Source organism: Pseudomonas sp. UBA6562, from assembly GCF_002434265.1.
In the GTDB taxonomy this organism is placed as follows: Bacteria; Pseudomonadota; Gammaproteobacteria; order Pseudomonadales; family Pseudomonadaceae; genus Aquipseudomonas.
In genome coordinates this window covers 701,303-723,071 of the sequence record NZ_DJJS01000007.1, presented here as the reverse complement: position 1 = coordinate 723,071, position 21,769 = coordinate 701,303, and the positions used below count along the sequence as shown (strand labels likewise).

General features: G+C 63.8%; 16 protein-coding genes. 10 read left to right on the top strand and 6 right to left on the bottom strand.

All coding sequences use genetic code 11. The annotated features are described in order from the left end of the window. Positions 1-14 precede the first annotated feature (14 nt). On the top strand, positions 15-392 hold the full coding sequence (locus B4M43_RS15215) for a response regulator (protein WP_296268276.1): 378 nt from the start codon (positions 15-17) through the stop codon (positions 390-392). Positions 393-650: 258 nt separating this feature from the next. Continuing rightward, on the top strand, positions 651-2,222 hold the full coding sequence (locus B4M43_RS15210) for a TerC family protein (RefSeq protein ID WP_296268275.1): 1,572 nt from the start codon (positions 651-653) through the stop codon (positions 2,220-2,222). On the opposite strand, the gene rarD is transcribed toward B4M43_RS15210, so the two are convergent. Further along, positions 2,185-3,072 (bottom strand): EamA family transporter RarD, encoded by an 888-nt coding sequence (rarD, locus tag B4M43_RS15205; RefSeq protein ID WP_296268274.1) that lies wholly within the window; start codon positions 3,070-3,072, stop codon positions 2,185-2,187. The genes B4M43_RS15210 and rarD overlap by 38 nt on opposite strands. A gap of 30 nt (positions 3,073-3,102) precedes the next feature. Next, positions 3,103-4,689: an EAL domain-containing protein gene (locus B4M43_RS15200; RefSeq protein ID WP_296268273.1), complete on the bottom strand. Its 1,587-nt coding sequence runs from the start codon at positions 4,687-4,689 to the stop codon at positions 3,103-3,105. Between the two features lie 305 nt (positions 4,690-4,994). On the opposite strand from B4M43_RS15200, the gene hppD reads away from it, so the two are divergent. Continuing rightward, the gene (hppD, locus tag B4M43_RS15195; protein ID WP_296268272.1) at positions 4,995-6,071 is read left to right on the top strand and encodes a 4-hydroxyphenylpyruvate dioxygenase; all 1,077 of its coding nucleotides are present in this window, start codon (positions 4,995-4,997) and stop codon (positions 6,069-6,071) included. A gap of 22 nt (positions 6,072-6,093) precedes the next feature. Here hppD and B4M43_RS15190 read toward each other — a convergent pair whose 3' ends face one another. After that, positions 6,094-6,891: a CSS-motif domain-containing protein gene (locus B4M43_RS15190; protein WP_296268271.1), complete on the bottom strand. Its 798-nt coding sequence runs from the start codon at positions 6,889-6,891 to the stop codon at positions 6,094-6,096. Positions 6,892-7,104: 213 nt separating this feature from the next. Between B4M43_RS15190 and B4M43_RS15185 the strand changes: the two genes are divergently transcribed. Beyond that, the gene (locus B4M43_RS15185) at positions 7,105-7,563 is read left to right on the top strand and encodes a nucleoside deaminase (protein WP_296268270.1); all 459 of its coding nucleotides are present in this window, start codon (positions 7,105-7,107) and stop codon (positions 7,561-7,563) included. Positions 7,564-7,628: 65 nt separating this feature from the next. Here the strand turns inward: B4M43_RS15185 and B4M43_RS15180 are convergent, their stop codons facing one another. The 3 genes from B4M43_RS15180 to alkB all read right to left on the bottom strand — a co-directional run bounded on the left by B4M43_RS15180 (position 7,629) and on the right by alkB (position 10,448). Next, positions 7,629-8,684: a tetratricopeptide repeat protein gene (locus tag B4M43_RS15180; protein WP_296268269.1), complete on the bottom strand. Its 1,056-nt coding sequence runs from the start codon at positions 8,682-8,684 to the stop codon at positions 7,629-7,631. Positions 8,685-8,747: 63 nt separating this feature from the next. Then, a complete protein-coding gene (locus tag B4M43_RS15175; RefSeq protein WP_296268268.1) occupies positions 8,748-9,677 on the bottom strand; it encodes a LysR family transcriptional regulator in 930 nt (309 codons plus the stop codon). A gap of 96 nt (positions 9,678-9,773) precedes the next feature. Next, positions 9,774-10,448: a DNA oxidative demethylase AlkB gene (alkB, locus tag B4M43_RS15170; protein WP_296268267.1), complete on the bottom strand. Its 675-nt coding sequence runs from the start codon at positions 10,446-10,448 to the stop codon at positions 9,774-9,776. Positions 10,449-10,661: 213 nt separating this feature from the next. On the opposite strand from alkB, the gene B4M43_RS15165 reads away from it, so the two are divergent. From B4M43_RS15165 to B4M43_RS15140, 6 genes are all read left to right on the top strand, one after another. Then, entirely contained in the window at positions 10,662-11,936 is a 1,275-nt protein-coding gene (locus B4M43_RS15165) for an aromatic amino acid transport family protein (protein WP_296268266.1), read from the top strand. A 161-nt stretch (positions 11,937-12,097) separates the two neighbouring features. After that, the gene (tpx, locus tag B4M43_RS15160; protein ID WP_296268265.1) at positions 12,098-12,598 is read left to right on the top strand and encodes a thiol peroxidase; all 501 of its coding nucleotides are present in this window, start codon (positions 12,098-12,100) and stop codon (positions 12,596-12,598) included. Positions 12,599-12,805: 207 nt separating this feature from the next. Next, positions 12,806-14,062: an MdtA/MuxA family multidrug efflux RND transporter periplasmic adaptor subunit gene (locus tag B4M43_RS15155; protein WP_296268264.1), complete on the top strand. Its 1,257-nt coding sequence runs from the start codon at positions 12,806-12,808 to the stop codon at positions 14,060-14,062. Then, positions 14,059-17,157, top strand: a complete 3,099-nt coding sequence (locus tag B4M43_RS15150) for an MdtB/MuxB family multidrug efflux RND transporter permease subunit (protein WP_296268263.1) — start codon at positions 14,059-14,061, stop codon at positions 17,155-17,157. The genes B4M43_RS15155 and B4M43_RS15150 overlap by 4 nt, the downstream gene beginning before the upstream one ends. Next, positions 17,154-20,261, top strand: a complete 3,108-nt coding sequence (locus tag B4M43_RS15145) for an efflux RND transporter permease subunit (protein ID WP_296268262.1) — start codon at positions 17,154-17,156, stop codon at positions 20,259-20,261. The genes B4M43_RS15150 and B4M43_RS15145 overlap by 4 nt, the downstream gene beginning before the upstream one ends. Beyond that, positions 20,258-21,760, top strand: a complete 1,503-nt coding sequence (locus B4M43_RS15140; protein WP_296268261.1) for an efflux transporter outer membrane subunit — start codon at positions 20,258-20,260, stop codon at positions 21,758-21,760. The genes B4M43_RS15145 and B4M43_RS15140 overlap by 4 nt, the downstream gene beginning before the upstream one ends. Positions 21,761-21,769 lie beyond the last annotated feature (9 nt).

Here is a 21,769-nt window from a genome sequence, read left to right as displayed (position 1 = left end):
TCAAAGGCTTTGTTATGAGTGAAGATGCACAAGATGTAGTGCTGGTCGTCGAGGACGAGCCGGCGATCCGAATGGTCTTGAGCGAATACCTGTCGCATATGGGCTACCACGTCTTGGTCGCTGCCGACAGCCAAGAGGCCTTCGCGATATTGGCCACCAAGCCCCATCTGGATCTCATGGTCACCGACTTTCGTCTGCCGGGCGGGGTATCGGGCGTGGAGATCGCCGAACCTGCGGTGAAGCTGCGGCCTGACCTGAAGGTGATCTTCATCAGCGGCTATCCGGCTGAGATCGTCGAATCGGGCAGCCCCATCGCGCGCAAGGCGCCGATTCTTGCAAAACCTTTCGATCTGAACACCCTGCATGAGCAGATCGAAGACCTGTTGCGTTGAAAGGTGGGGTTGAGACAGCCCGTTACCCTGTGTAGAGGCGGGGCGCACGCTATGGGTACGCCGCGCAGGTCCCAGGGAAAGTCTGGCTACAGTTTGTAATAGTTTCTCGCTGTGAGATTTGTCTGAATGGGTTGTAGGATCATCTTCCGCAATTTCTATCAAGGTCCCTATGAGCGCTTTTACCGAGCCTCCCCGCTTCGGGTCGCCAAGACCCTCCCGCCCGATCGCTTCCTTTGACCCTGCCGTGAGTATCCGCTGATGGAATGGCTAGCTGACCCCACGGCCTGGCTAGGCCTACTTACGTTGATCGTGCTCGAGCTGGTGCTCGGTATCGACAACCTGGTCTTCATCGCCATCCTCGCCGACAAGCTACCGCCCCATCAGCGCGACCGCGCGCGGATCATTGGTCTGACCCTGGCGCTGGTCATGCGTCTGGGCCTGCTGGCGAGCATCTCGTGGATGGTGACCCTGACCGCGCCGCTGTTCGAGGTATTCGGCAAGAGTTTCTCCGGGCGCGACCTGATCATGCTGTTCGGTGGTGTGTTCCTGCTGTTCAAGGCCACCATGGAGCTGCACGAGCGTTTGGAAGGGCATGCGCCGCAGAACAAGGGACCGCTGCGCCACGCCGCGTTCTGGCCTATCGTGGCGCAGATCGTGGTGCTCGATGCGGTGTTCTCGCTGGACGCGGTGATTACCGCCGTGGGCATGGTCGAGCACCTGTCGGTGATGATGATCGCGGTGATCTTCTCCATCGGCATCATGATCATCGCCAGCAAGCCGCTGACCCGCTTCGTCAATGCCCATCCCACGGTGATCATGCTGTGCCTGGGCTTCCTGATGATGATCGGCTTCAGCCTGACCGCAGAAGGCCTCGGCTTCCATATCCCGAAAGGCTACCTGTACGCCGCCATCGGCTTCTCGCTGCTGATCGAGCTGTTCAACCAACTGGCCACCGCTCGGCGCAAACGTAGTGTGCAAGGGCAACTGCCGCTGCGTGAACGCACCGCGCACGCGGTACTGCGACTGCTGGGCGGCCGTCGCGTCAGCAGCGACGAAGTGGGCGAAGACATCGCCGACCTGGTGGAGGACGGCGAAACCCAGGTGCTGTTCGATCGCCGTGAGCGGGTGATGATCAGTGGCGTGCTGAACCTCGCCGAGCGGCCGATCCGCACGGTCATGACGGCACGCGCCGAGGTCGATGCCATCGACCTGGCGCTGGACGCCAAGGCCAATGCGCTGAACCTGGCCCATTCGCCTTACTCGCGCCTGCCGGTGATTCGTGCCGGGCACATCGAGGAGCCATTGGGGTATGTGCACAAGAAGGAACTGCTCAAGGCGCTACTGTCCGGCAGCCAGCCCGACCTGGAAAGCATGGTGCAGGTGCCGCTGAACCTGCTGGAGAGCTTCAGCATCCTCAATGCGTTGGAGCAGATGCGCGCGCAATCGACGCACATCGCCTTCGTGATCAACGAGTTCGGTGACTTCACCGGGTTGCTGACCATGACCGACATCCTCGAATCGATCGCCGGCGAGCTGCCCGATGCCAGCGAAATCGGGGGGCCGGAGATCGTCGAGGAAGGCCGGGGCTTCGTCGCCAGCGGTGCGCTCAACCTGAGCCAGGTCCAGGCGCGCACCGGCTTCGCCGCACGCGCCACCGAGGACTATCAAACCCTCGCAGGCCTGGTGATGAGCCTGCTCGATCGTTTGCCGGTGATCGGTGACCGCTTGAGCTGCAATGGCTGGACGTTGACCGTGGTGGCGGTCGAAGAGCGGCGTGTGCGCCAGGTTCGCCTCAGCCGCGACGATGACGCTGCTGCGCCAGGTGCTTGAGGCCTTCGAGCACCAGCACCAGCACCGCCGCCCAAATCGGCAGGTAGGTCAGCCACTGGTCGGGGCCTATGGTCTCGCCCAGTAGCAGCGCCACGCCCACCAGCAGCACGGGCTCGACGTAGCTGAGCAGGCCGAACAGGGTGAACGGCAACGAGCGGCTGGCCATCACATAGGCGATCAGCGCGCCCGCACTGATCGCGCCAAGCAGCGGAATCAACACATAGAGCCTGGCATGCTCGGCCAGATCGGCCGACGACAGCGGCCCCTGGACCACGAAATAGACGGCCCAGGGCAGCAGCAGGAACATGTCGCACCACAAGCCGCCCAGGTGTTCGGTACGGCAGCGCTTGCGCAGCACGAAATACACCGGATAGCCGCACATCACCACCAGGGTTTCCCAGGCGAAGCTGCCGTGCTGGAGCAGCTCATGGGCCACCCCCAACGCTGCGCAACCCACCGCTATGCACTGCAGGCGGGACAGCCGCTCGCCGTACACCAGGCGCCCGGTGGCGACCATGGCCAAGGGCAACAGGAAATAGCCCATCGACACTTCCAGGCTGCGCCCATGCAACGGTGCCCAGAGGAACAACCAAAGCTGGACGCCCATGAGCCATGAGGTACCGAGCATACCTACCAACAGCGCAGGGGTGCGGCGCACGCGACCCAACAGTTCGCCGACCCGTTGCCAGTCCTTGGTCACCCACATGAACAGGGTGAGGCAGGGCAGGGTCAGCAAGATGCGCCAGCCAAAGATTTCCTCGCCGTCCAGTGGCGCGAGCAGTGAGGTGTAGAAGTACATGACGGCGAACAGACACGACGCCAATACCGAAGTAACGATGCCCCTGGACACGATTGCCCCTTTCCTGAGTTGGACCTGTGGTCAATCGCGGATGATCTCAGGCGGCGTCCTGGCGGACAAGGCCGGCGGCCCCGGACGTGCGGCCAGGGCAGTGAGGAAGTCGGCCACGGGCATGGGCCTGGCAAACAGATAGCCTTGTTGGTACTCGACTTCGTGGCGGGCCAGGTAATCGCGTTGTTCGGGCGTTTCCACCCCTTCGGCGACGATGCCCAAGCCCAGCTTTTCACACAGCTCGATGATGCTTTCGAGGATGTGCAGCGACAGCGCCTCGCCGCCGATCATGGCAACGAAGCTGCGGTCGATCTTCAGGTAATCGATGTTGAACTGGTGCAGGTAATTGAGGCTGGACTGGCCGGTGCCGAAATCGTCGAGCGCGATCATCACCCCCATCTCGTGGAGTTTGGCGAACAACTCAAGGGTGGCCGCATCGGGCTCGATCAGTTTGCGTTCGGTCAGTTCCAGCGTCAGGGCGACGCGGCCTGGCGGGAACTGGGCGAGGAAGTGGGCGCAATCATCGAGCAAAGCCAGGTTGCGGCAGTGATTGGCAGTGATATTGAAGGCGATGTGGAATCCGTCGTCGAGCAGTGCGGCGTACGGCGCCAGGCTGCGTGCGGTGCGCTCCATCAGCGCGCGGGTCATGGCGACGATCTGCCCGCTGTGCTCGGCGTAGGGGATGAAAAGGTCGGGTCGCACCAAGCCCTCGCGCGGATGCTGCCAACGCATCAGGACTTCGACTCCGGCCCAGTGATAGTCGCCGCTACGCACCACCGGTTGCAGGTAGGGAATGAACTCGTCGGCTTGCAGCGCGCGTTCCAGTTCGGCGCGAGACGAGGAGGCGCGGCGTATCTGCCAGCGGCATGCGCTACCGGCGAGCAGGCCGATGCCTAGTAGCAAGGCGAACAGGGCAGGGTAATGGCTGAGCATGAAAACCAAGGACAGGTTTTTCCTAAAGCCTGCCTGCGTGCTGATCGGGTAGCGGGTCGAAGCCAATTGCGCCAGGGCATGCGCGGGGGCGGGCGGCGTACCGGTGTGCACTTGGCCGTCGGCGCCCAGCCAGTGTTCGCCCACGCGGATCTGCAGGGCCAGGTCCTCGCCGTAAAGACGTAAAAAGGTCAGCAGGTGTTCGCCATCAACCGTCACCAACACGCCGCGGCGGGCTTCGCCCGTGCGATAGATCATCAGCGGATGACCGGGTGTGACGGAGTTGCCATCCATCAACCAGAGGGTGCCCTCGGTGTAATCGTCGACATCGACCGCTTCGTCGTAACCGCCGAGCAGCGATGTGCAATACACCCGCTCCTGGTCGAACAGCACCGTCGAGCGGACGAAAGCGTTGCGCGTGACTTCGGCGCGCAGGGCCAGGCTGGCCCGTTCACAGGGCTGGCCGGCCAGTGGCAGCAGAGTATGGGCCGCAGTGGACAGATGATCGAGGATGCGTTCGACCTGCTGCAATACCTGCAGGGCCGCGCTGTGGCTTTGCGCCTCGAGTTCGCGCTCAGCCTGCCAACGCAGTGCGGGGGTGCCGATCAGCAGCGGTAGGATCACCAAAGCCCAGGGCAGAAGAGTGCGCCAACTCCAGTGAGTAAGGCGGCGAGCCGTCAAGGGCATGGAGGTCTAACCTTGTCGCATAGGGAAGTTTTGCCACAGGATAGTCGCTTGTCGGCCAGAGGCAATAATGAGCGGGCGACAAACGCTATTACGCTATGTAGAATCGATTTACGAATAAAACAATAAGCCTTCCCCCGGAAGGCAGTCCGTCGAGGCCGAGTGGTTATGGCGCGTTATGGGTTCAAGCTGATCATTGGTGATTTCCTCGCCCGCAGTGTGCGAGGCATACCGTGCTCACCGCCGGTTCAACGAGAAAAACAAGGTTACATAGACCGCTGATTTTTTCGTTGACAAAGGACAATTCCATGACTGATCTCTTCGACAACCCTATGGGCCTGATGGGCTTCGAATTCATCGAGCTTGCAGCGCCTGCACCAGGCGTGCTCGAGCCGGTATTCGAGGCGCTGGGCTTCACCCATGTCGCTACGCACCGTTCCAAAGCGGTACACCTGTATCGCCAGGGCGACATCAACCTCATTCTCAACAACGAACCCAAGAGCGTGGCATCGTATTTCGCTGCCGAGCACGGCCCTTCGGTATGCGGCATGGCGTTTCGCGTACGCAATGCCCATCAGGCCTATGCCCGGGCGCTGGAGCTCGGTGCGCAGCCCGTCGAGATAGAAACCGGCCCCATGGAGCTGCGTTTGCCGGCGATCAAGGGGATTGGCGGTGCGCCGCTGTACCTGATCGACCGTTTCGAAGAAGGTAGCTCGATCTACGATATCGACTTCACCTTCCTCGAAGGCGTGGACCGCCACCCGCAAGGCGCGGGCCTGAAAATCATCGACCATTTGACCCATAACGTTTATCGCGGGCGTATGGCGTATTGGGCGGGGTTCTACGAGAAGTTGTTCAATTTCCGCGAGATTCGCTACTTCGACATCAAGGGCGAGTACACCGGGCTGACCTCCAAAGCCATGACCGCACCTGACGGCATGATCCGTATTCCGCTCAACGAGGAGTCTTCCAAGGGGGCGGGGCAGATCGAAGAGTTCCTCATGCAGTTCAACGGTGAGGGTATCCAGCACGTGGCCTTCCTGACCGACGATCTGATCAAGACCTGGGATGCGCTCAAAGGCCTGGGCATGGTGTTCATGACGCCGCCGCCGCAAACCTACTACGATATGCTCGAAGAGCGGCTGCCCAACCATGGTGAGCCGGTCGATGCGCTGCAGGCTCGTGGGATTCTTCTGGACGGCGCGTCTGAGCAAGGCGATCGGCGGCTTTTGCTGCAGATATTCTCCGGGACCCTGCTGGGCCCCGTGTTCTTCGAGTTTATTCAGCGCAAGGGCGATGACGGCTTCGGGGAAGGCAACTTCAAAGCGTTGTTCGAATCGATCGAGCGCGACCAGGTGCTGCGCGGCGTGCTGCAAACCGAGTGATGCCAACGCGATGCAGGTACCGTCAAGACGGTATCTGCGTCTTGCGGTTATTGCGCGCTCTGAGCAGGTGAGCGCCGACGCCCGTCACCACTCCAACCACCAGTAGCCACGGCAGGGCACTGAGCGCATAGCGCCAGAACATGCGCCGGAAGGTGTCGGGGCCGTAGCCCACGTGCACGGTGTAGTCGTACTGCGTCGACAGCTTGCTGGCGCGGTTGAGGGTCAGCTTGGCATTGCTCCGCTCGAAGCCGTGTTGAGTGATCCAAATCGAATGATCCACAAAATCCAATTGCAGAATTTCGCCATTGGTGAACTGCGAGAGCTGGCTATGCAATTGCCGGCCCTTCACGGTGGCCAGCAGTGTGTGGTCATCAGCGTGCCAGGCGAACGTCAGTAGACTGTCCAACGCGTTGTCGGGGGTGGGTGTGTTCAACGTGATGCGTTGATCGCCCAGGCGTTCGAACGTGGCCGCTGTAGGCCGGTCCGTTTCGCTGGAGACGCAGATGTTGCCGTTGGCCTGTTGCAGGGCTAAGGCTTGGAGCATCGGATTGGCCTTGACTCGAGTGGCCAATTGCGTGCTCATCCCCGAGCAATCCTGGAGGGGGCTGTGCATGGCTATATTGCTAGTCTCGCGTACTGCGTCGAATACCCGGTCTACCACATAGAGCGCACGCTGCCCGGCGGCCCGGGCAGCCACATCCAGGGCACGATCGATTTGCTGGACGATCACCAAGGTGCCGCAAAAAATGGGAATCAAGCAGATTCCTCCAATCAGCAGAAGGCTGCGAAGCGAATGCAGAGGCTGGCGAAGTGCGGTCATGGGGGAGGGATCCTCAAGCGGCAGACATACCCGCGCAACCGTTGCGCGTAGGGAATCAGCGCAGAGTAGGGGAAAAGCTCATGAGGTCTGGGTGGGTAAATTCCTGTAAAACACGTGCACTCGAGACCTGTCTTGTAGGACTTGTCACAGGCCCAGTCGATCAAGCCCAGGCCACGTGCTAGCCTGGGTATCTACCCGCCTTCCGGAGTCATCATGGCCAATGCCCATACCTCGCACGAACGCTATCTGCAAGCGGCTCTCGAACAAGCCCAGAAGGGGTTCGACGAAGGTGGCATCCCCATCGGCTCGGTCCTGGTACACGACGGCGAAATCATTGGCCGCGGACATAACCGCCGTATTCAGCAAGGCAGCGCCATTCTGCATGGCGAGATGGACGCGCTGGAAAACGCGGGCCGCCTGAGCGCGGCCATCTATCGTGAATCGACCCTCTACACCACGCTCTCGCCCTGTCCAATGTGCAGCGGGGCGATCCTGCTGTATGGCATCGGCCGGGTCGTGGTAGGCGAGAATCGAACGTTCATGGGCGAAGAGGATTTGCTACGCAGTCGCGGAGTAGAGGTGCAGGTGCTCGACAATCAGCATTGCCAGCACCTCATGCAGCGCTTCATTGAGCAACACCCCAGCATCTGGGACGAAGACATCGGCCGCTGACCCACGGCTTGCTCGCATCGCCATAAGCCTGTCGCTGTATCGAAAGCAGATACTTGTCTGCCAGGTCAAAGCCCTTGTTGCAACGCAGGATCGTCGGCGTTTTGCCGCTCCAGCTCGGCTGACAGCACCTGTACGTTCTGCAACTGGCCGGTTTCCTTCCAATAGGCGATCAGCAACAGCCGTGCTCGACGGTGGTTGGGATGCTGGTCGAGAAGTGTCTGTAATTGGGTCTGCGCCGCATCGACCTGCTCCAACTCATGCAACGTGGTCGCCAAGGTGTAGCGGTAGTCGGCATTGTCCGGCTCCAGCTCCACGGCTTTGGAAAAGGCCAACAAGGCGTATTCGGTTTGCGCGTGGCGCAACAGCCACAAGCCCAATTCATGCTGCAGAAACGCGGAGTTCGGGTTTTCCAGCAGGGCCTTGGCCAACACCTGGCGCGAGGCGTCGTGCTCACCCTGGCGCTCGAGCAAACGTACCTGGGTGGCCAGGGCGTCGGTGCTCTGCGGGTCCAGCGCCAAACAGCGGCGTAGGGCGGCGGCAGCCTGCGTGTAGGCTTGCTCGTGCAGGTACAGCCGCGCCAGGTGCAATTGCGCGTCGGCATCGTCGGGCTGGCCTTCGAGCACTTGCTGATAGGCTTCGAGCGCCTCCTGCAAGGGGCTGAAATACAAGCCCACGGCATCGGGCGACAGGCCCAGCAACGCATCGACCACGGCATGCCGCACGCTCAGGTCGTCGTCTTCGAGCAACGGCCCTAGTGCCATGCTGCGTTGCGCTGGCGGCAGCAGGCGTTTGATGCCCATGACCGCAGCTCGACGCACCAGCGGGTCGTCATGGGTCAGATCCTGCTTGGCCAGCTTCAACGCAATGGAGGACGGGTAGTTGGGCAGTTCTTCATAAAGTGCCGCGCGGCGCATGGGCGACAGATCGTGGCGTTGCAGCTGTTGATAGAGCAGGCGGGCGGCCCCCGGCTGGCCATCGTGCGCCAGTCGCAGGGCTTTGGCATAACTGGCCGGCGGCGCAGCGCTCGGTGTCGGCATCGGCTCGCGCCAGAGGTAGCTGAGCGTCCCCACGCCGACAGCCCCCAGGAGCGCGGCGGTCAGGAGGCGGTTGCGTCTAGGCATCGTCTGGTCCTTGGCAAAAGCAAGGGTCAGAGCTTGGGACAGACGCCGGGCAATTGCAACGGCTCAGGTATTGGCACCCTCTGCATCGATCGCTATGTGGGCACGGCCTTGCAAGCGGGCCGCAGCCACCTCGCCGAAGAGCTCCACCGGTTCCATGAGGTTGCCCAAATAGCGTGGATGCAGCAGCCAAAGGTCCACCTGTGGCTTGAAATCGCTGACGCTCAGCACCTCCAAACGCTCGCGATGGACACTGCCACGCAAGAGCGGCTCTGGCACCAGCCCCAATCCTTGGCCATTGGCCACAAGGCCCAATTGCAAATCGGTGCCGAAGGTCTCCAGATTGATCGCAAGGTTCAGTCCCTGTTCGCTCAGGGCGCGCTGCAGGCCGGCGCGAAAGCCGCAGCCGTCTGGATTGAGCACCCAGCCTTGGCTGTAGCAATCCTTGAGCTTGCACGTACGACGGGCCACGCTGCCCTTGGCCGCAACCACCTGCAAGGGTAGACGCAGCATCGAGCGCCCGACGATGCCTTCGGGGAAGATCTTGCCGGGTGGAAACAGCGCGGCGGCCGCATCCAGTTCGCCGTTTTCCATCCGTGCCAGCAAGCTGCTGCCCCAACCGCTGCTGACTTGCGTGCGCAGTGTCGGGTAGCGCTCACGCAGCGCGCCGAGGGCATCCAGCAACACCACATCGCCCAGGGTTTGCGGCACACCCAGACGCAGGCTGCCAGAAGGGGCGCCGTCGTTGGCCACCAGTTCGTGCAGCGCATCGATCTCGCGCAGGATCGCCTTGCATTGTTCGTACACCCGCAGCCCCATGGACGTAGGCTTGAGCGGCTTGGTGTTGCGGTCGAGCAGAACGGCGCCCAGATCTTCTTCGAAGTGCTGCACCCGGCGCGTGATCGCCGGCTGGGTCAGCTGCAGGGCCTGCGCCGCGAGGTTGGTGGACTGGCAACGGATGACGGCCACGAAGGCATCCATGTCATCGATTTTCATATTCGGCACTCACATAGTGGCAGGAGCAAAGATGCCGGCCTAGCATAATGCGCCTGGCGCTCGCGGTGCCAGCGGAGCATCCATGATGTGCCGTCGTCAGCTGGCGCGCCGCAAGGTCAAGTTGATTCGCCGGCTGCCCATGCGTGGGTGCTCGCCCGGTTTGATCGGCTGCACCCCATGGAAGCGCAGACGGTCGTCACCGCCCCAGACCAGCACGTCGCCATGGGCGAGCGGCACCTTTTGCGTGGCGTCGCCGCGTTGCTGCCCGCCCAGCAGGAACACCGCCGGCAGGCCCAGCGAGATCGATACGATGGGGTGGCTGAAATCGCGCTCGTTGCGATCCTGATGCAGCGACAAGCGCGTGCCGGGCAGGTAGTGGTTGATCAGGCAGGTGTCGGCGTGGAAGTCGTCGAAACCAGCGGCGTCGGCGGCCTCATGGGCCAACTGCGCGAGCAGCGCGGGGAGGGCGGGCCAAGGTGCGCCGCTGAGCGGATCGTGCGTGGTATAGCGATAGCCGCGCCGGTCGCTGACCCAGCCCAGGTCGCCGCAGTTGCTCAAGGCCACCGCGATGGTCTGCCCGCCAGGCGTTTCCATGTGCCGAAAGGGCGCCGTGCGCAACACCGGGCGTAGCGCATCGAGCAGCGCTTCGAGACGCGGCAATACGAAGCCGGGCAGTAGCACGGTGTGGGTGGCCAAACGCTGGGGTTGGCTACCGAACAGGTCGAGATCGGACTGCATGATGGCCGTATACGCTGGTAAATAGCGGCTCATTCTAACCCTGGCCTGCCGACAGACCAACGCCCGCGTGCGCCACCCGGATGCTGGCACCCTGGTAGCTCTAGGTGCAACCACTGCTCGGGCGGGGCTTCGCAAGCGTTGCCATTACGTGCACAATCGCGCCCCTCTTTTCGGTTGAGCTGGCGCAACCCGCGGGTTTCGCCGCGCTCAGCCTGTTGCAGTCTTGCGAGTGGAGTTGCACCCGGAATGAATGAGCAGGCCCCAAGCGTTGAACAACAATACCAATCGACCCCGACAGCCCTGGCCAGCTGGTCACGTCACGACACCACCTGGATGCTCGGCCTGTTCGGTACCGCCATCGGCGCCGGCACGCTGTTCCTGCCGATAAACGCAGGCCTGGGCGGCTTCTGGCCGCTACTGGTGCTGGCCTTGCTGGCACTGCCGATGACCTATTTCGCCCACCGCGGCCTGACCCGCTTCGTGCTGTCGGGCCGTGGCGGCGACATCACCGAGGTGGTCGAAGAGCATTTCGGCCTCACGGCCGGTGCGGTGATCACCGTGCTGTACTTCTTCGCCATCTTTCCGATCCTGCTGATCTATAGCGTGGCGCTGACCAACACCGTGACCAGCTTCATGGAGCACCAGCTGCACCTCCAAGCGCCCCCACGCGCGCTGTTGGCGTTCGGCCTGATCCTCGGCCTGCTGGCTATCGTGCGCTGCGGCGAAGCGGCTACGGTCAAGGTCATGAGCCTGTTGGTCTATCCCTTCATCGTCGCGCTGGCGCTGCTGGGCCTGTACCTGATTCCGCACTGGACCGGCGGCATTCTCGAAACCGCGCACCATGTGCCGGCAGGTTCGGCCTTCCTGCACACGGTGTGGCTGGCGATTCCGGTGATGGTCTTCTCCTTCAACCATTCGCCGATCATTTCCGCCTTCGCCGTGGACCAGAAGCGTCGCTATGGCGAGCATGCCGACGAGCGCAGCGGCCAGATCCTGATGCGCGCCCACCTGCTGATGGTGGCCATGGTGCTGTTCTTCGTCTTCAGTTGCGTGCTGACCCTCGACACCGCGCAGTTGGCCGAGGCCAAGGCGCAGAACCTGTCGATCCTGTCGTACCTGGCCAACCACTTGGGCAACCCGATCATCGGGTTCGTCGCGCCGATGATCGCCTTCGTCGCCATCGCCAAGTCGTTCCTCGGCCACTACATCGGCGCCAGCGAAGGCCTCAAGGGCATGCTCGGCAAAACCGGCCTGCGCTCCAGCGCCAAGACCCTCGACCGCGTGGTGGCTGCGCTGATGCTGGTGGTGTGCTGGATCGTCGCCACCTTGAACCCGAGCATTCTGGGCATGATCGAGTCGTTCGGCGGCCCAATCATCGCCGTGCTGCTGTTCCTCATGCCGATGTACGCCATCCGCCGCGTGCCGGCGATGCGCAAATACAGTGGGGCGATGTCCAACGTGTTCGTGACCCTGGTCGGGCTGGTGGCGCTGACCTCGGTGGTGTATGGCTTGCTGAGCTGATCGCCTGACGAACCACGGCCCGGGTGCGCTTGGCGGCCCGGGCTTTTTTACGTCTATGGCGAGCAGCGCAGGGGCATTAATTCGTTCGCCATCGTAGGCACGTCCGGCGCTTCGTGGTTAACTCGGTGGCTTTACACAACCGTCATCGAGGAATGCATTCCATGGCTCAAGTCACGCTCAAAGGCAACCCGGTCCAGGTCAACGGCCAACTGCCACAGGTCGGTGCGCAAGCGCCAGCCTTCTCCCTGGTCGGCAAAGGCCTGGCCGACAAATCGCTGAACGATTTCGCCGGCAAGCGCAAAGTGCTGAACATCTTCCCCAGCGTCGACACGCCGACCTGCGCCACCTCGGTACGCAAGTTCAACGCCCAGGCCAACGACCTCGGCAACACCGTGGTGCTGTGCATCTCCGCCGACCTGCCGTTCGCCCAGGACCGCTTCTGCGGCGCCGAGGGCCTGGACAACGTGCAGAACCTGTCGACCCTGCGCGGCGTCGAGTTCCTCCAGGACTATGGCGTCGCCATCGCCGACGGCCCGTTAAAAGGCCTGGCCGCCCGTGCCGTGGTGATACTGGATGAAAACGACCGTGTGCTGCACAGCGAACTGGTGAGCGAAGTGGGCGACGAGCCGAACTACGACGCCGCGCTGGCTGTCTTGAAGTAAGCCGGCCCGCCGGCCCCTGCGGCCGGCTCGTTGCGCCTGTGTAAAACGGCCTGGACAGTGCTCCAGGCCGTTTTCGTTTACAGTGCGCGGCGTCTCTGACGTCAGCCCTGGGTAAAGCCGGGGTAAAGGCGCTTTGCTAAAACCCGTCAGATGATTATCGTTCACCTCCTTTCTCCCGCCGTTTTGCGAACAAGGTCTGTTCAACCCATGCATGCTCCCGTCTCTCGTTCTCCTCGCCGCTGGCTGATCGGCCTGTTGATTGTGCTGCTACTGGCTGCGTTGGCCTGGTGGCTGTGGCCCGGGGCCTCGAAGGAAACGGCGGCCAAACAAGGCGGCAGGCCAGGTTTCGGCGGCTCGGGCGAAGCGGTGCCGGTGCGCGTCGAGCCTGCCCAGGTGGGCGACTTCCCGCTCTATTACAAGGCGCTGGGTACGGTCACCGCCACCAATACGGTGAATGTGCGCAGCCGCGTCTCCGGCGAGCTGGTGAAGATCCACTTCGAGGAAGGCCAGCAAGTGAAGGCCGGCGATCTGCTCGCCGAGATCGACCCGCGCAGCTATCGCATCGCCTTGCAGCAGGCCGAGGGCACCCTGGCGCAGAACCAGGCGCAGTTGAAGAACGCTCAAGTCGATGTCGCCCGCTATAAAGGTCTGTATGCCGAAGACAGCATCGCCAAGCAGACCCTCGACACCGCCGAGGCGCAGGTCGCGCAATTCCAGGGCTTGGTCAAGACCAACCAGGCCGCGGTCAGCGATGCGCGCCTGAACCTGGAATTCACCCAGATCCGCGCGCCGATCAATGGCCGCGTGGGTCTGCGTCAGCTGGACTTGGGCAACCTGGTCGCCGCCAACGACACCACGGCCCTGGCGGTGATCACCCAGACGCAACCGATCGACATCGCCTTCACCTTGCCGGAAACCGAGCTGTCCACCGTGCTCGAACGCTACCGCACAGGCGCTCGCCTACCGGTGGAAGCCTGGGACCGTACCGACACCAAGCAGCAGGCCGTCGGCGTGCTGTCGAGCCCTGACAACCAGATCGACACCACCACCGGCACCCTGAAGTTCAAGGCGCGTTTCGAAAACCGCGACCAGGCCTTGTTCCCCAATCAGTTCCTCAACGTTCGAGTGCTGGCCGACACCCTCAAGCAGGTGGTCATGGCGCCTGCCGCAGCGATCCAGTTCGGCAACGACGGCACCTTCGCCTATGTGGTCAACGCCGAGAACAAGGTCAACGTGCGCAAGCTCAAGGTCGGCGCCAGCGACGGCGAGCGCAGTGTGATCCTCGAAGGCCTGGCCGCAGGCGATCGCCTGGTGCTCGAAGGCACCGACCGCCTGCGCGAGGGCAGCCTGGTCGAAGTGGTGCAGGACAGCGCCGAAGTCCCCACCACCCCCGGCCAGCACCTGCAAGGCCAGGACAAAGGCGGCACCGCCGAGCCGAGCGCGCCTGCCAAGGCGGGTGCATGAACCTCTCGCGCCTGTTCATCCTGCGGCCGGTCGCCACCACGCTGAGCATGCTGGCGATCGTGCTCGCCGGCCTGATCGCCTACACGCTGCTGCCGGTGTCGGCCTTGCCCCAGGTCGACTACCCGACCATCCGCGTGATGACCCTGTACCCCGGTGCCAGCCCGCAGGTGATGACCAGCGCGGTCACCGCGCCCCTGGAGCGACAGTTCGGGCAGATGCCCGGCCTGACCCAGATGGCTTCGACCAGTTCGGGCGGCGCCTCGGTGCTGACCTTGCGCTTCAGCCTGGACGTCAACATGGACGTGGCCGAGCAGCAAGTGCAGGCCGCCATCAACGCCGCCAGCAACCTCTTGCCCAGCGACTTGCCGGCGCCGCCGGTGTACAACAAGGTCAACCCGGCCGATACCCCGGTACTGACCCTGGCGATTTCCTCCAAGGTCTTGCCGCTGCCCAAACTCAACGACCTGGTCGACACCCGCGTCGCGCAAAAAATCGCGCAGATCAGCGGCGTTGGCATGGTCAGCATCGCCGGCGGCCAGCGCCAGGCGGTGCGCATCAAGGTCAACGTCGAGGCCCTGGCCGCCGCCGGACTCAACCTCGAAGACGTGCGCACCCTGATCGGCGCCTCCAACGTCAACCAGCCCAAAGGCAACTTCGACGGCCCGACGCGGGTGTCGATGCTCGATGCCAACGACCAACTGCGCTCGCCCGAGGACTACGCCAACCTCATCCTCACCTATAACGATGGCGCGCCTTTGCGCCTCAAGGACGTCGCCGAGATCGTCGATGGCGCCGAGAACGAACGCCTGGCCGCCTGGGCCAACGAGAACCAGGCGGTGCTGCTCAACATCCAGCGCCAGCCGGGGGCCAACGTCATCGAGGTGGTGGACCGGATCAAGCAACTGCTGCCGTCGATCACCGACAACCTGCCGGCCGGGCTCGACGTCAGCGTGCTCACGGACCGTACCCAGACCATCCGCGCGGCCGTGACCGACGTGCAGCACGAGTTGCTGCTGGCCATCGTGCTGGTGGTGATGGTCACCTTCGTCTTCCTGCGCCGGGTCAGCGCCACCTTGATTCCGTCGATCGCGGTGCCGCTGTCGCTGATCGGCACCTTTGGCGTGATGTACCTCGCCGGCTTCTCGATCAACAACCTGACCCTCATGGCGCTGACTATCGCCACGGGCTTCGTGGTCGACGATGCCATCGTCATGCTGGAGAACATCGCCCGCCACATTGAAGAGGGCGAGACGCCGCTGCAAGCCGCACTCAAGGGCGCGCGGCAGATCGGCTTCACCCTGGTGTCGCTGACCTTGTCGCTGATCGCTGTGCTGATCCCGCTGCTGTTCATGGCCGACGTCGTGGGGCGCCTGTTCCGCGAGTTCGCCATCACCCTTGCGGTGGCGATCCTGATTTCCTTGGTGGTGTCGCTGACCCTGACCCCAATGATGTGCGCACGCCTGCTCAAGGCCGAGCCCAAGGAGCACGAGCAGGGCCGCTTCTACCGCGCCAGCGGGGCGTGGATCGACTGGCTGATCAAGCACTACTCCAGCGCACTGACCTGGGTGCTCAAGCACCAGCCCTTGACCTTGCTGGTGGCCGTCGCCAGCCTGGCGCTCACGGTGGTGCTGTACATGATCGTGCCCAAGGGCTTCTTCCCGGTGCAGGACACCGGGGTCATCCAGGGCATTTCCGAGGCGCCCCAGGCTACTTCGTTCGCCGCCATGAGCGAGCGCCAACAGGCGCTGAGCCATATCATCCTGCAAGACCCGGCGGTGCAGAGCCTGTCGTCCTACATCGGTGTGGACGGCGACAACGCCACTTTGAACAGCGGGCGCATGCTGATCAACCTCAAACCCCATGGCCAGCGCGACGACGACGCGGGCGCGGTGATCGAGCGCTTGCAGCCGCAATTGGACAAACTGGTGGGCATCCGCCTGTACATGCAGCCGGTGCAGGATTTGTCCATCGAAGACCGGGTCAGCCGTACCCAGTACCAGTTCAGCCTGTCGTCGCCCGACGCCGACATGCTGTCGCAATGGAGCGGGAAACTGGTGCGCGCCCTCCAGCAGCGCAGCGAGCTGACGGATGTGGCCAGCGACCTGCAGGACCAAGGCTTGCAGGTGTACCTGACCATCGACCGCGACAAGGCCAGCCGCTTGGGCATCACCACCGCGCAGATCACTGGCGCGCTGTACGACGCCTTCGGCCAGCGGCAGATTTCCACTATCTATACCCAGGCCAGCCAGTACCGCGTGGTGCTGCAATCGCAGAACGCCGGCAGTGCCGGCATCAGCGCGCTGGAGTCGATCCACGTCAAGGCCGCCGACGGTGGCCAGGTGCGCCTGTCGGCGCTGGCCACGGTGGAGCAGCGCCAAGCGGCGCTGGCGATTTCCCATATCGGCCAGTTCCCGGCGGTGATGATGTCGTTCAACCTGGCCGAAGGCGTGTCGCTGGGCGAAGCGGTGAAGGTGATCGAACAAGTGGAGCAGGACATCGGCCTGCCGATCGGCGTGCAGACCCGCTTCCAGGGCGCGGCCGAAGCCTTCCAGGCCTCGTTGTCGAGCACCTTGCTGCTGATCCTCGCCGCCGTGGTGACCATGTACATCGTGCTGGGGGTGCTGTACGAAAGCTACGTGCACCCGGTGACCATCCTCTCGACCTTGCCTTCGGCCGCGGTCGGCGCCCTGCTGGCCTTGCTGATCAGTGGCAACGACCTGGGCATGATCGCCATCATCGGCATCATTCTGCTGATCGGCATCGTCAAGAAGAACGCCATCATGATGATCGACTTCGCTCTGGAGGCCGAGCGCAACCAAGGCATGGCCCCGCGTGACGCGATCTACCAGGCGGCGCTGCTGCGCTTCCGGCCGATCCTGATGACCACCCTGGCCGCGCTGTTCGGCGCGGTGCCGCTGATGCTCGCCACCGGGTCCGGCGCTGAGCTGCGTCAGCCGCTCGGGCTGGTGATGGTCGGCGGCTTGCTGGTGAGCCAGGTCCTGACGCTGTTCACCACGCCCGTCATCTATCTGTACTTCGACCGCCTGGCGCGGCGCTGGCGGCCGCACGCCGATGCGCGCAAGGACCAGGCATGAACCTGTCGGCACCCTTCATCCGGCGGCCGGTGGCGACGCTGCTGCTGAGCCTGGCGATCATGCTGCTGGGCGGCGTCAGCTTCGGTTTGCTGCCGGTCTCACCGCTGCCGCAACTGGATTTCCCGGTGATCGTGGTGCAGGCCAACCTGCCGGGCGCAAGCCCCGAGGTCATGGCGGCGACCGTGGCTACGCCGCTGGAGCGCAAGCTCGGCAGCATCGCCGGGGTCAGCACCCTGACCAGCAATTCCAACCAGGGCTCGACGCGGGTGATCATCGGCTTCGCCCAGGGCCGCGACATCGACGCCGCAGCCCGCGAGGTGCAGGCCGCCATCAATGCCGCGCGCAACCTCTTGCCCAGCGGCATGCGCAGCATGCCCACCTACAAGAAGATCAACCCGTCGCAAGCGCCGATCATGGTGCTGTCGCTGACCTCGGACGTGTTGCAGAAGGGCCAGCTCTATGACCTGGCCGACACCATCCTGTCGCAGAGCCTGGCCCAGGTCAGCGGGGTAGGCGAGGTGCAGATCGGCGGCAGTTCGCTGCCGGCCGTGCGCATCACCCTCGAGCCGCAACTGCTCAATCAATACGGCCTGGCCCTGGACGATGTGCGCAACGCCGTGGCCAATGCCAACCAGCGTCGGCCCATGGGCTTCGTCGAGGACGCCGGGCGCAACTGGCAGGTACGGGCCAACGACCAGCTGGAAAAGGCCAAGGACTACGAGTCGCTGGTGATCCGCCAGACCGACGGCGCCATCCTGCGGCTGTCGGATGTGGCCACGGTCAGCGACGGTGTGGAGAACCGCTACAACAGCGGCTTCTTCAACGACCAGGCCGCCGTGCTGCTGGTGGTCAACCGCCAGACCGGCGCCAACATCATCGAGACCGTGGAGCAGATCAAGCAGCAACTGCCGGCGTTGCAATCGCTGCTGCCGGCCAGCGTGCAGCTGAACATCGCCATGGACCGCTCGCCGGTGATCAAGGCCACCTTGGCCGAAGCCGAACACACCTTGCTGATCGCCGTGGTGCTGGTGATCCTGGTGGTCTACCTGTTCCTCGGCAACCTGCGCGCCTCGCTGATTCCGAGCCTGGCGGTGCCGGTATCGCTGGTGGGCACCTTCGCCGTGATGTACCTGTGCGGCTTTTCCCTGAACAACCTGTCGCTGATGGCGCTGATCCTCGCCACAGGCCTGGTGGTGGACGATGCCATCGTGGTCCTGGAAAACATCTCGCGGCACATCGAGAACGGCGAAAAGCCCATGCAGGCAGCTTATCTGGGCGCCAAGGAAGTGGGCTTCACCCTGCTGTCGATGAACGTGTCGCTGGTGGCGGTGTTCGTCTCGATCCTGTTCATGGGCGGTCTGGTGCGCGGTCTGTTCATGGAGTTTTCTGTGACCCTGGCGGCGGCGATCCTGGTCTCGCTGCTGGTCTCGCTGACCCTGACGCCGATGCTCTGCGCGCGCTGGCTCAAGCCGCACCAGGCCGAACGCAACCGCTTGCAGCGCTGGAGCGACCGCCAGCACGTGCGCATGGTCGCCGCCTACGACCGCAGCCTGGGTTGGGCCTTGCGCCATCGACGGCTGACCTTGCTCAGCCTGTTGGCGACCATCGTGCTCAACGTCGCGCTGTACGTGATCGTGCCCAAGACCCTGATGCCGCAGCAGGACACCGGGCAACTGATCGGCTTCATCCGTGGCGACGACGGCCTGTCGTTCACGGTCATGCAGCCGAAGATGGAAATCTACCGCCGCGCCCTGTTGGCCGACCCGGCCGTGCAGAGCGTGGCCGGTTTCATCGGTGGCAACAGCGGCACCAACAACGCCATGGTCCTGGTACGCCTCAAGCCCATCGCCGAGCGCAACATCGACGCGCAGAAGGTCATCGAACGGCTGCGCCGCGAATTGCCCAAGGTGCCGGGCGGGCGGCTGTTCCTGATGGCCGACCAGGACCTGCAACTGGGCGGCGGTGGCCGCGACCAGAGCTCCTCGCAGTACCTCTACACCTTGCAGAGCGGCGATCTCGAAGCCCTGCGCGAGTGGTACCCGAAGGTCACCGCCGCGCTGCGTGCGTTGCCCGAGCTGACGGCGATCGACGCCAACGACGGCGCCGGCACCCAACAGGTGACCCTGGTGGTCGACCGCGACCAGGCCAAGCGCCTGGGCATCGACATGTCGATGGTCACCACGGTGCTGAACAATGCCTACAGCCAGCGACAGATATCGACCATCTATGACAGCCTCAACCAGTACCAGGTGGTGCTGGAGATCAACCCACGCTATGCCTGGGATCCCAGCACTCTGCAGCAGGTCTATGTGATCACCGCGGGCGGCGCGCGGGTGCCGCTGTCGACCATCGCGCGCTACGAAAACACCCTGGCCAGCGACCGCGTCAGCCACGAAGACCAGTTCGCCTCCGACGACATCGCCTTCGACATCGCCGAAGGCTATAGCCCCGACCAGGCGCTGGCCGCCGTCGAACGCGCGGTGGCTCGCGTGGGCCTGCCGGAGAGCGTGATCGCCAAGTTGGGCGGGACCGGCGATGCCTTCGCCGAGACGCAGAAAGGCCAGCCGTTCATGATCCTCGGCGCGCTGGTGCTGGTGTATTTGGTGCTGGGGGTACTCTATGAAAGCTACATCCACCCCCTGACCATCCTTTCCACCCTGCCTTCTGCCGGGGTGGGCGCCTTGCTGGCGTTGTACCTGACCGGCGGCCAGTTCAGCCTGATCTCAATGCTCGGGCTGTTCCTGCTGATCGGCGTGGTGAAGAAGAACGCCATCCTGATGATCGACCTGGCGCTGCAGTTCGAGCGCAACGACGGCCTGGGCCCGGAAGCCTCGATCCGTCAGGCCTGCCTGCTGCGCTTGCGACCGATCCTGATGACCACCCTGGCGGCCATGCTCGGCGCCTTGCCGTTGCTGCTGAGCGCGGCCGAAGGCGCCGAAATGCGCCAGCCCCTGGGCCTGACCATTCTCGGCGGTTTGTTCATCAGCCAGATCCTCACGCTGTACACCACCCCGGTGGTCTACCTGTACCTCGACCGCCTGCGCCATCGCTTCAACCGTTGGCGCGGCGTGCGCACCGACGCTGCCCTGGATACCCCGCTATGACTTTCGCCCAGACTTCCCTTCACCGAGCCCTGCAGCGGTTGAGCAACGGCCGTGGTTCGCGTGTGCTCGGCGCCGGGCTGTGCCTGGCGCTGCTCAGTGCCTGTAGCCTGAGTCCCGACTACGAACGACCTGTGCTGGCGGCACCGGCGCAGTTCAAGCACGCCGACGGCTGGACCCAGGCCAAGCCCGCCGACGCTGTGCAGCGCGGCGCCTGGTGGCGGCTGTACGACGATCCCCAGCTCAATGCTCTGGTCGAGGCGCTCAACGCCAACAACCAGACCGTGGCCCAATATGCCGCCCAGTACCGCCAGGCCACCGCGCTGGTGCGCAGCAGCCGCGGCGCGCTGTTCCCCAGCCTCGACCTGAGCGTGGGCAAGACCCGCGCCGCGCAAGGTGCCGGCAGCAGCAATTCGGGCCTGTCGAACAACAGCAGCGGCATCCGCGACACCTACAACGCGCAACTGGGTGTGAACTGGGAGGTCGACCTGTGGGGCAAACTGCGCGAAACGCTCAACGCCAATGAGGCCAGCGCCGAAGCCAGCATCGCCGACCTGGCGGCGATTCGCCTGAGCCTGCAATCCGAGCTGGTGCAGAACTACCTGCAACTGCGCGTCATCGACGAGCAGAAACGCTTGCTCGAGGCTACGGTGGCGGCCTACCAGCGCTCGCTGCGCCTGACCGAGAACCAGTACCGCGCCGGCATTTCCGGCCCCGACGCCGTGGCCCAAGCCCGCACCCAGCTCAAGAGCACTGAGGCTGACCTGATCGACCTGGCCTGGCAGCGCGCGCAATACGAGAACGCCATCGCTGTGCTGATGGGCAAGGCGCCAGCGGACTTCTCCCTGCCGGTAAGCCAAGCGATACCTCAGTTGCCGGCCATTCCCCTGCAACTGCCTTCGCAACTGCTCGAACGGCGTCCCGACGTCGCCGCCGCCGAACGCCGGGTCATGGCCGCCAATGCCAGCATCGGCGTGGCCCGCGCCGCGTATTTCCCTGACCTGAGCCTGAGCATGAGCGGCGGCTATTCCAGCAGCAGCTTCCGCAACTGGATCGAACTGCCCAACCGGTTCTGGTCGGTCGGGCCATCGTTGGCCATGACCTTGTTCGATGCCGGCCAGCGCAGCGCCGAGGTCGACCGTACCGTGGCCGTGTACGACCAGACCGCTGCGCAATACCGGCAGACCGTGCTCGACAGCTTCCGCGAGGTGGAAAACTATCTGGTGCAGTTGCGCGTGTATGGCGACGAGTCGGTGGTACGCCAGGAAGCCTTGGAAGCTGCCCGCGAGTCGCTGCGCTTGACGCAGAACCAATACCGCGCAGGGCTGATCGGCTATCTAGACGTGGTCAACGTGCAGGCCACGGCCCTCAGCAACGAGCGCAGTGCGCTGTCGTTGCTGCAAGGCCGGCTGGTCGCCAGCGTGCAATTGATCGCGGCGCTGGGCGGCGGGTGGGACGAGCAGCAGGCTGCGGCAGATACCCAGGCGCTGACGCCGCGCTGATCGGATCGC

Coding starts and splice junctions, on each gene's coding strand:
- B4M43_RS15215 (WP_296268276.1), top strand. CDS start 15: ATGAGTGAAGATGCACAAGATGTAGTGCTGGTCGTCGAGGACGAGCCG.
- B4M43_RS15210 (WP_296268275.1), top strand. CDS start 651: ATGGAATGGCTAGCTGACCCCACGGCCTGGCTAGGCCTACTTACGTTG.
- B4M43_RS15200 (WP_296268273.1), bottom strand. CDS start 4,689: ATGCCCTTGACGGCTCGCCGCCTTACTCACTGGAGTTGGCGCACTCTT.
- hppD (WP_296268272.1), top strand. CDS start 4,995: ATGACTGATCTCTTCGACAACCCTATGGGCCTGATGGGCTTCGAATTC.
- B4M43_RS15190 (WP_296268271.1), bottom strand. CDS start 6,891: ATGACCGCACTTCGCCAGCCTCTGCATTCGCTTCGCAGCCTTCTGCTG.
- B4M43_RS15185 (WP_296268270.1), top strand. CDS start 7,105: ATGGCCAATGCCCATACCTCGCACGAACGCTATCTGCAAGCGGCTCTC.
- B4M43_RS15180 (WP_296268269.1), bottom strand. CDS start 8,684: ATGCCTAGACGCAACCGCCTCCTGACCGCCGCGCTCCTGGGGGCTGTC.
- B4M43_RS15175 (WP_296268268.1), bottom strand. CDS start 9,677: ATGAAAATCGATGACATGGATGCCTTCGTGGCCGTCATCCGTTGCCAG.
- alkB (WP_296268267.1), bottom strand. CDS start 10,448: ATGAGCCGCTATTTACCAGCGTATACGGCCATCATGCAGTCCGATCTC.
- B4M43_RS15165 (WP_296268266.1), top strand. CDS start 10,662: ATGAATGAGCAGGCCCCAAGCGTTGAACAACAATACCAATCGACCCCG.
- tpx (WP_296268265.1), top strand. CDS start 12,098: ATGGCTCAAGTCACGCTCAAAGGCAACCCGGTCCAGGTCAACGGCCAA.
- B4M43_RS15155 (WP_296268264.1), top strand. CDS start 12,806: ATGCATGCTCCCGTCTCTCGTTCTCCTCGCCGCTGGCTGATCGGCCTG.
- B4M43_RS15150 (WP_296268263.1), top strand. CDS start 14,059: ATGAACCTCTCGCGCCTGTTCATCCTGCGGCCGGTCGCCACCACGCTG.
- B4M43_RS15145 (WP_296268262.1), top strand. CDS start 17,154: ATGAACCTGTCGGCACCCTTCATCCGGCGGCCGGTGGCGACGCTGCTG.
- B4M43_RS15140 (WP_296268261.1), top strand. CDS start 20,258: ATGACTTTCGCCCAGACTTCCCTTCACCGAGCCCTGCAGCGGTTGAGC.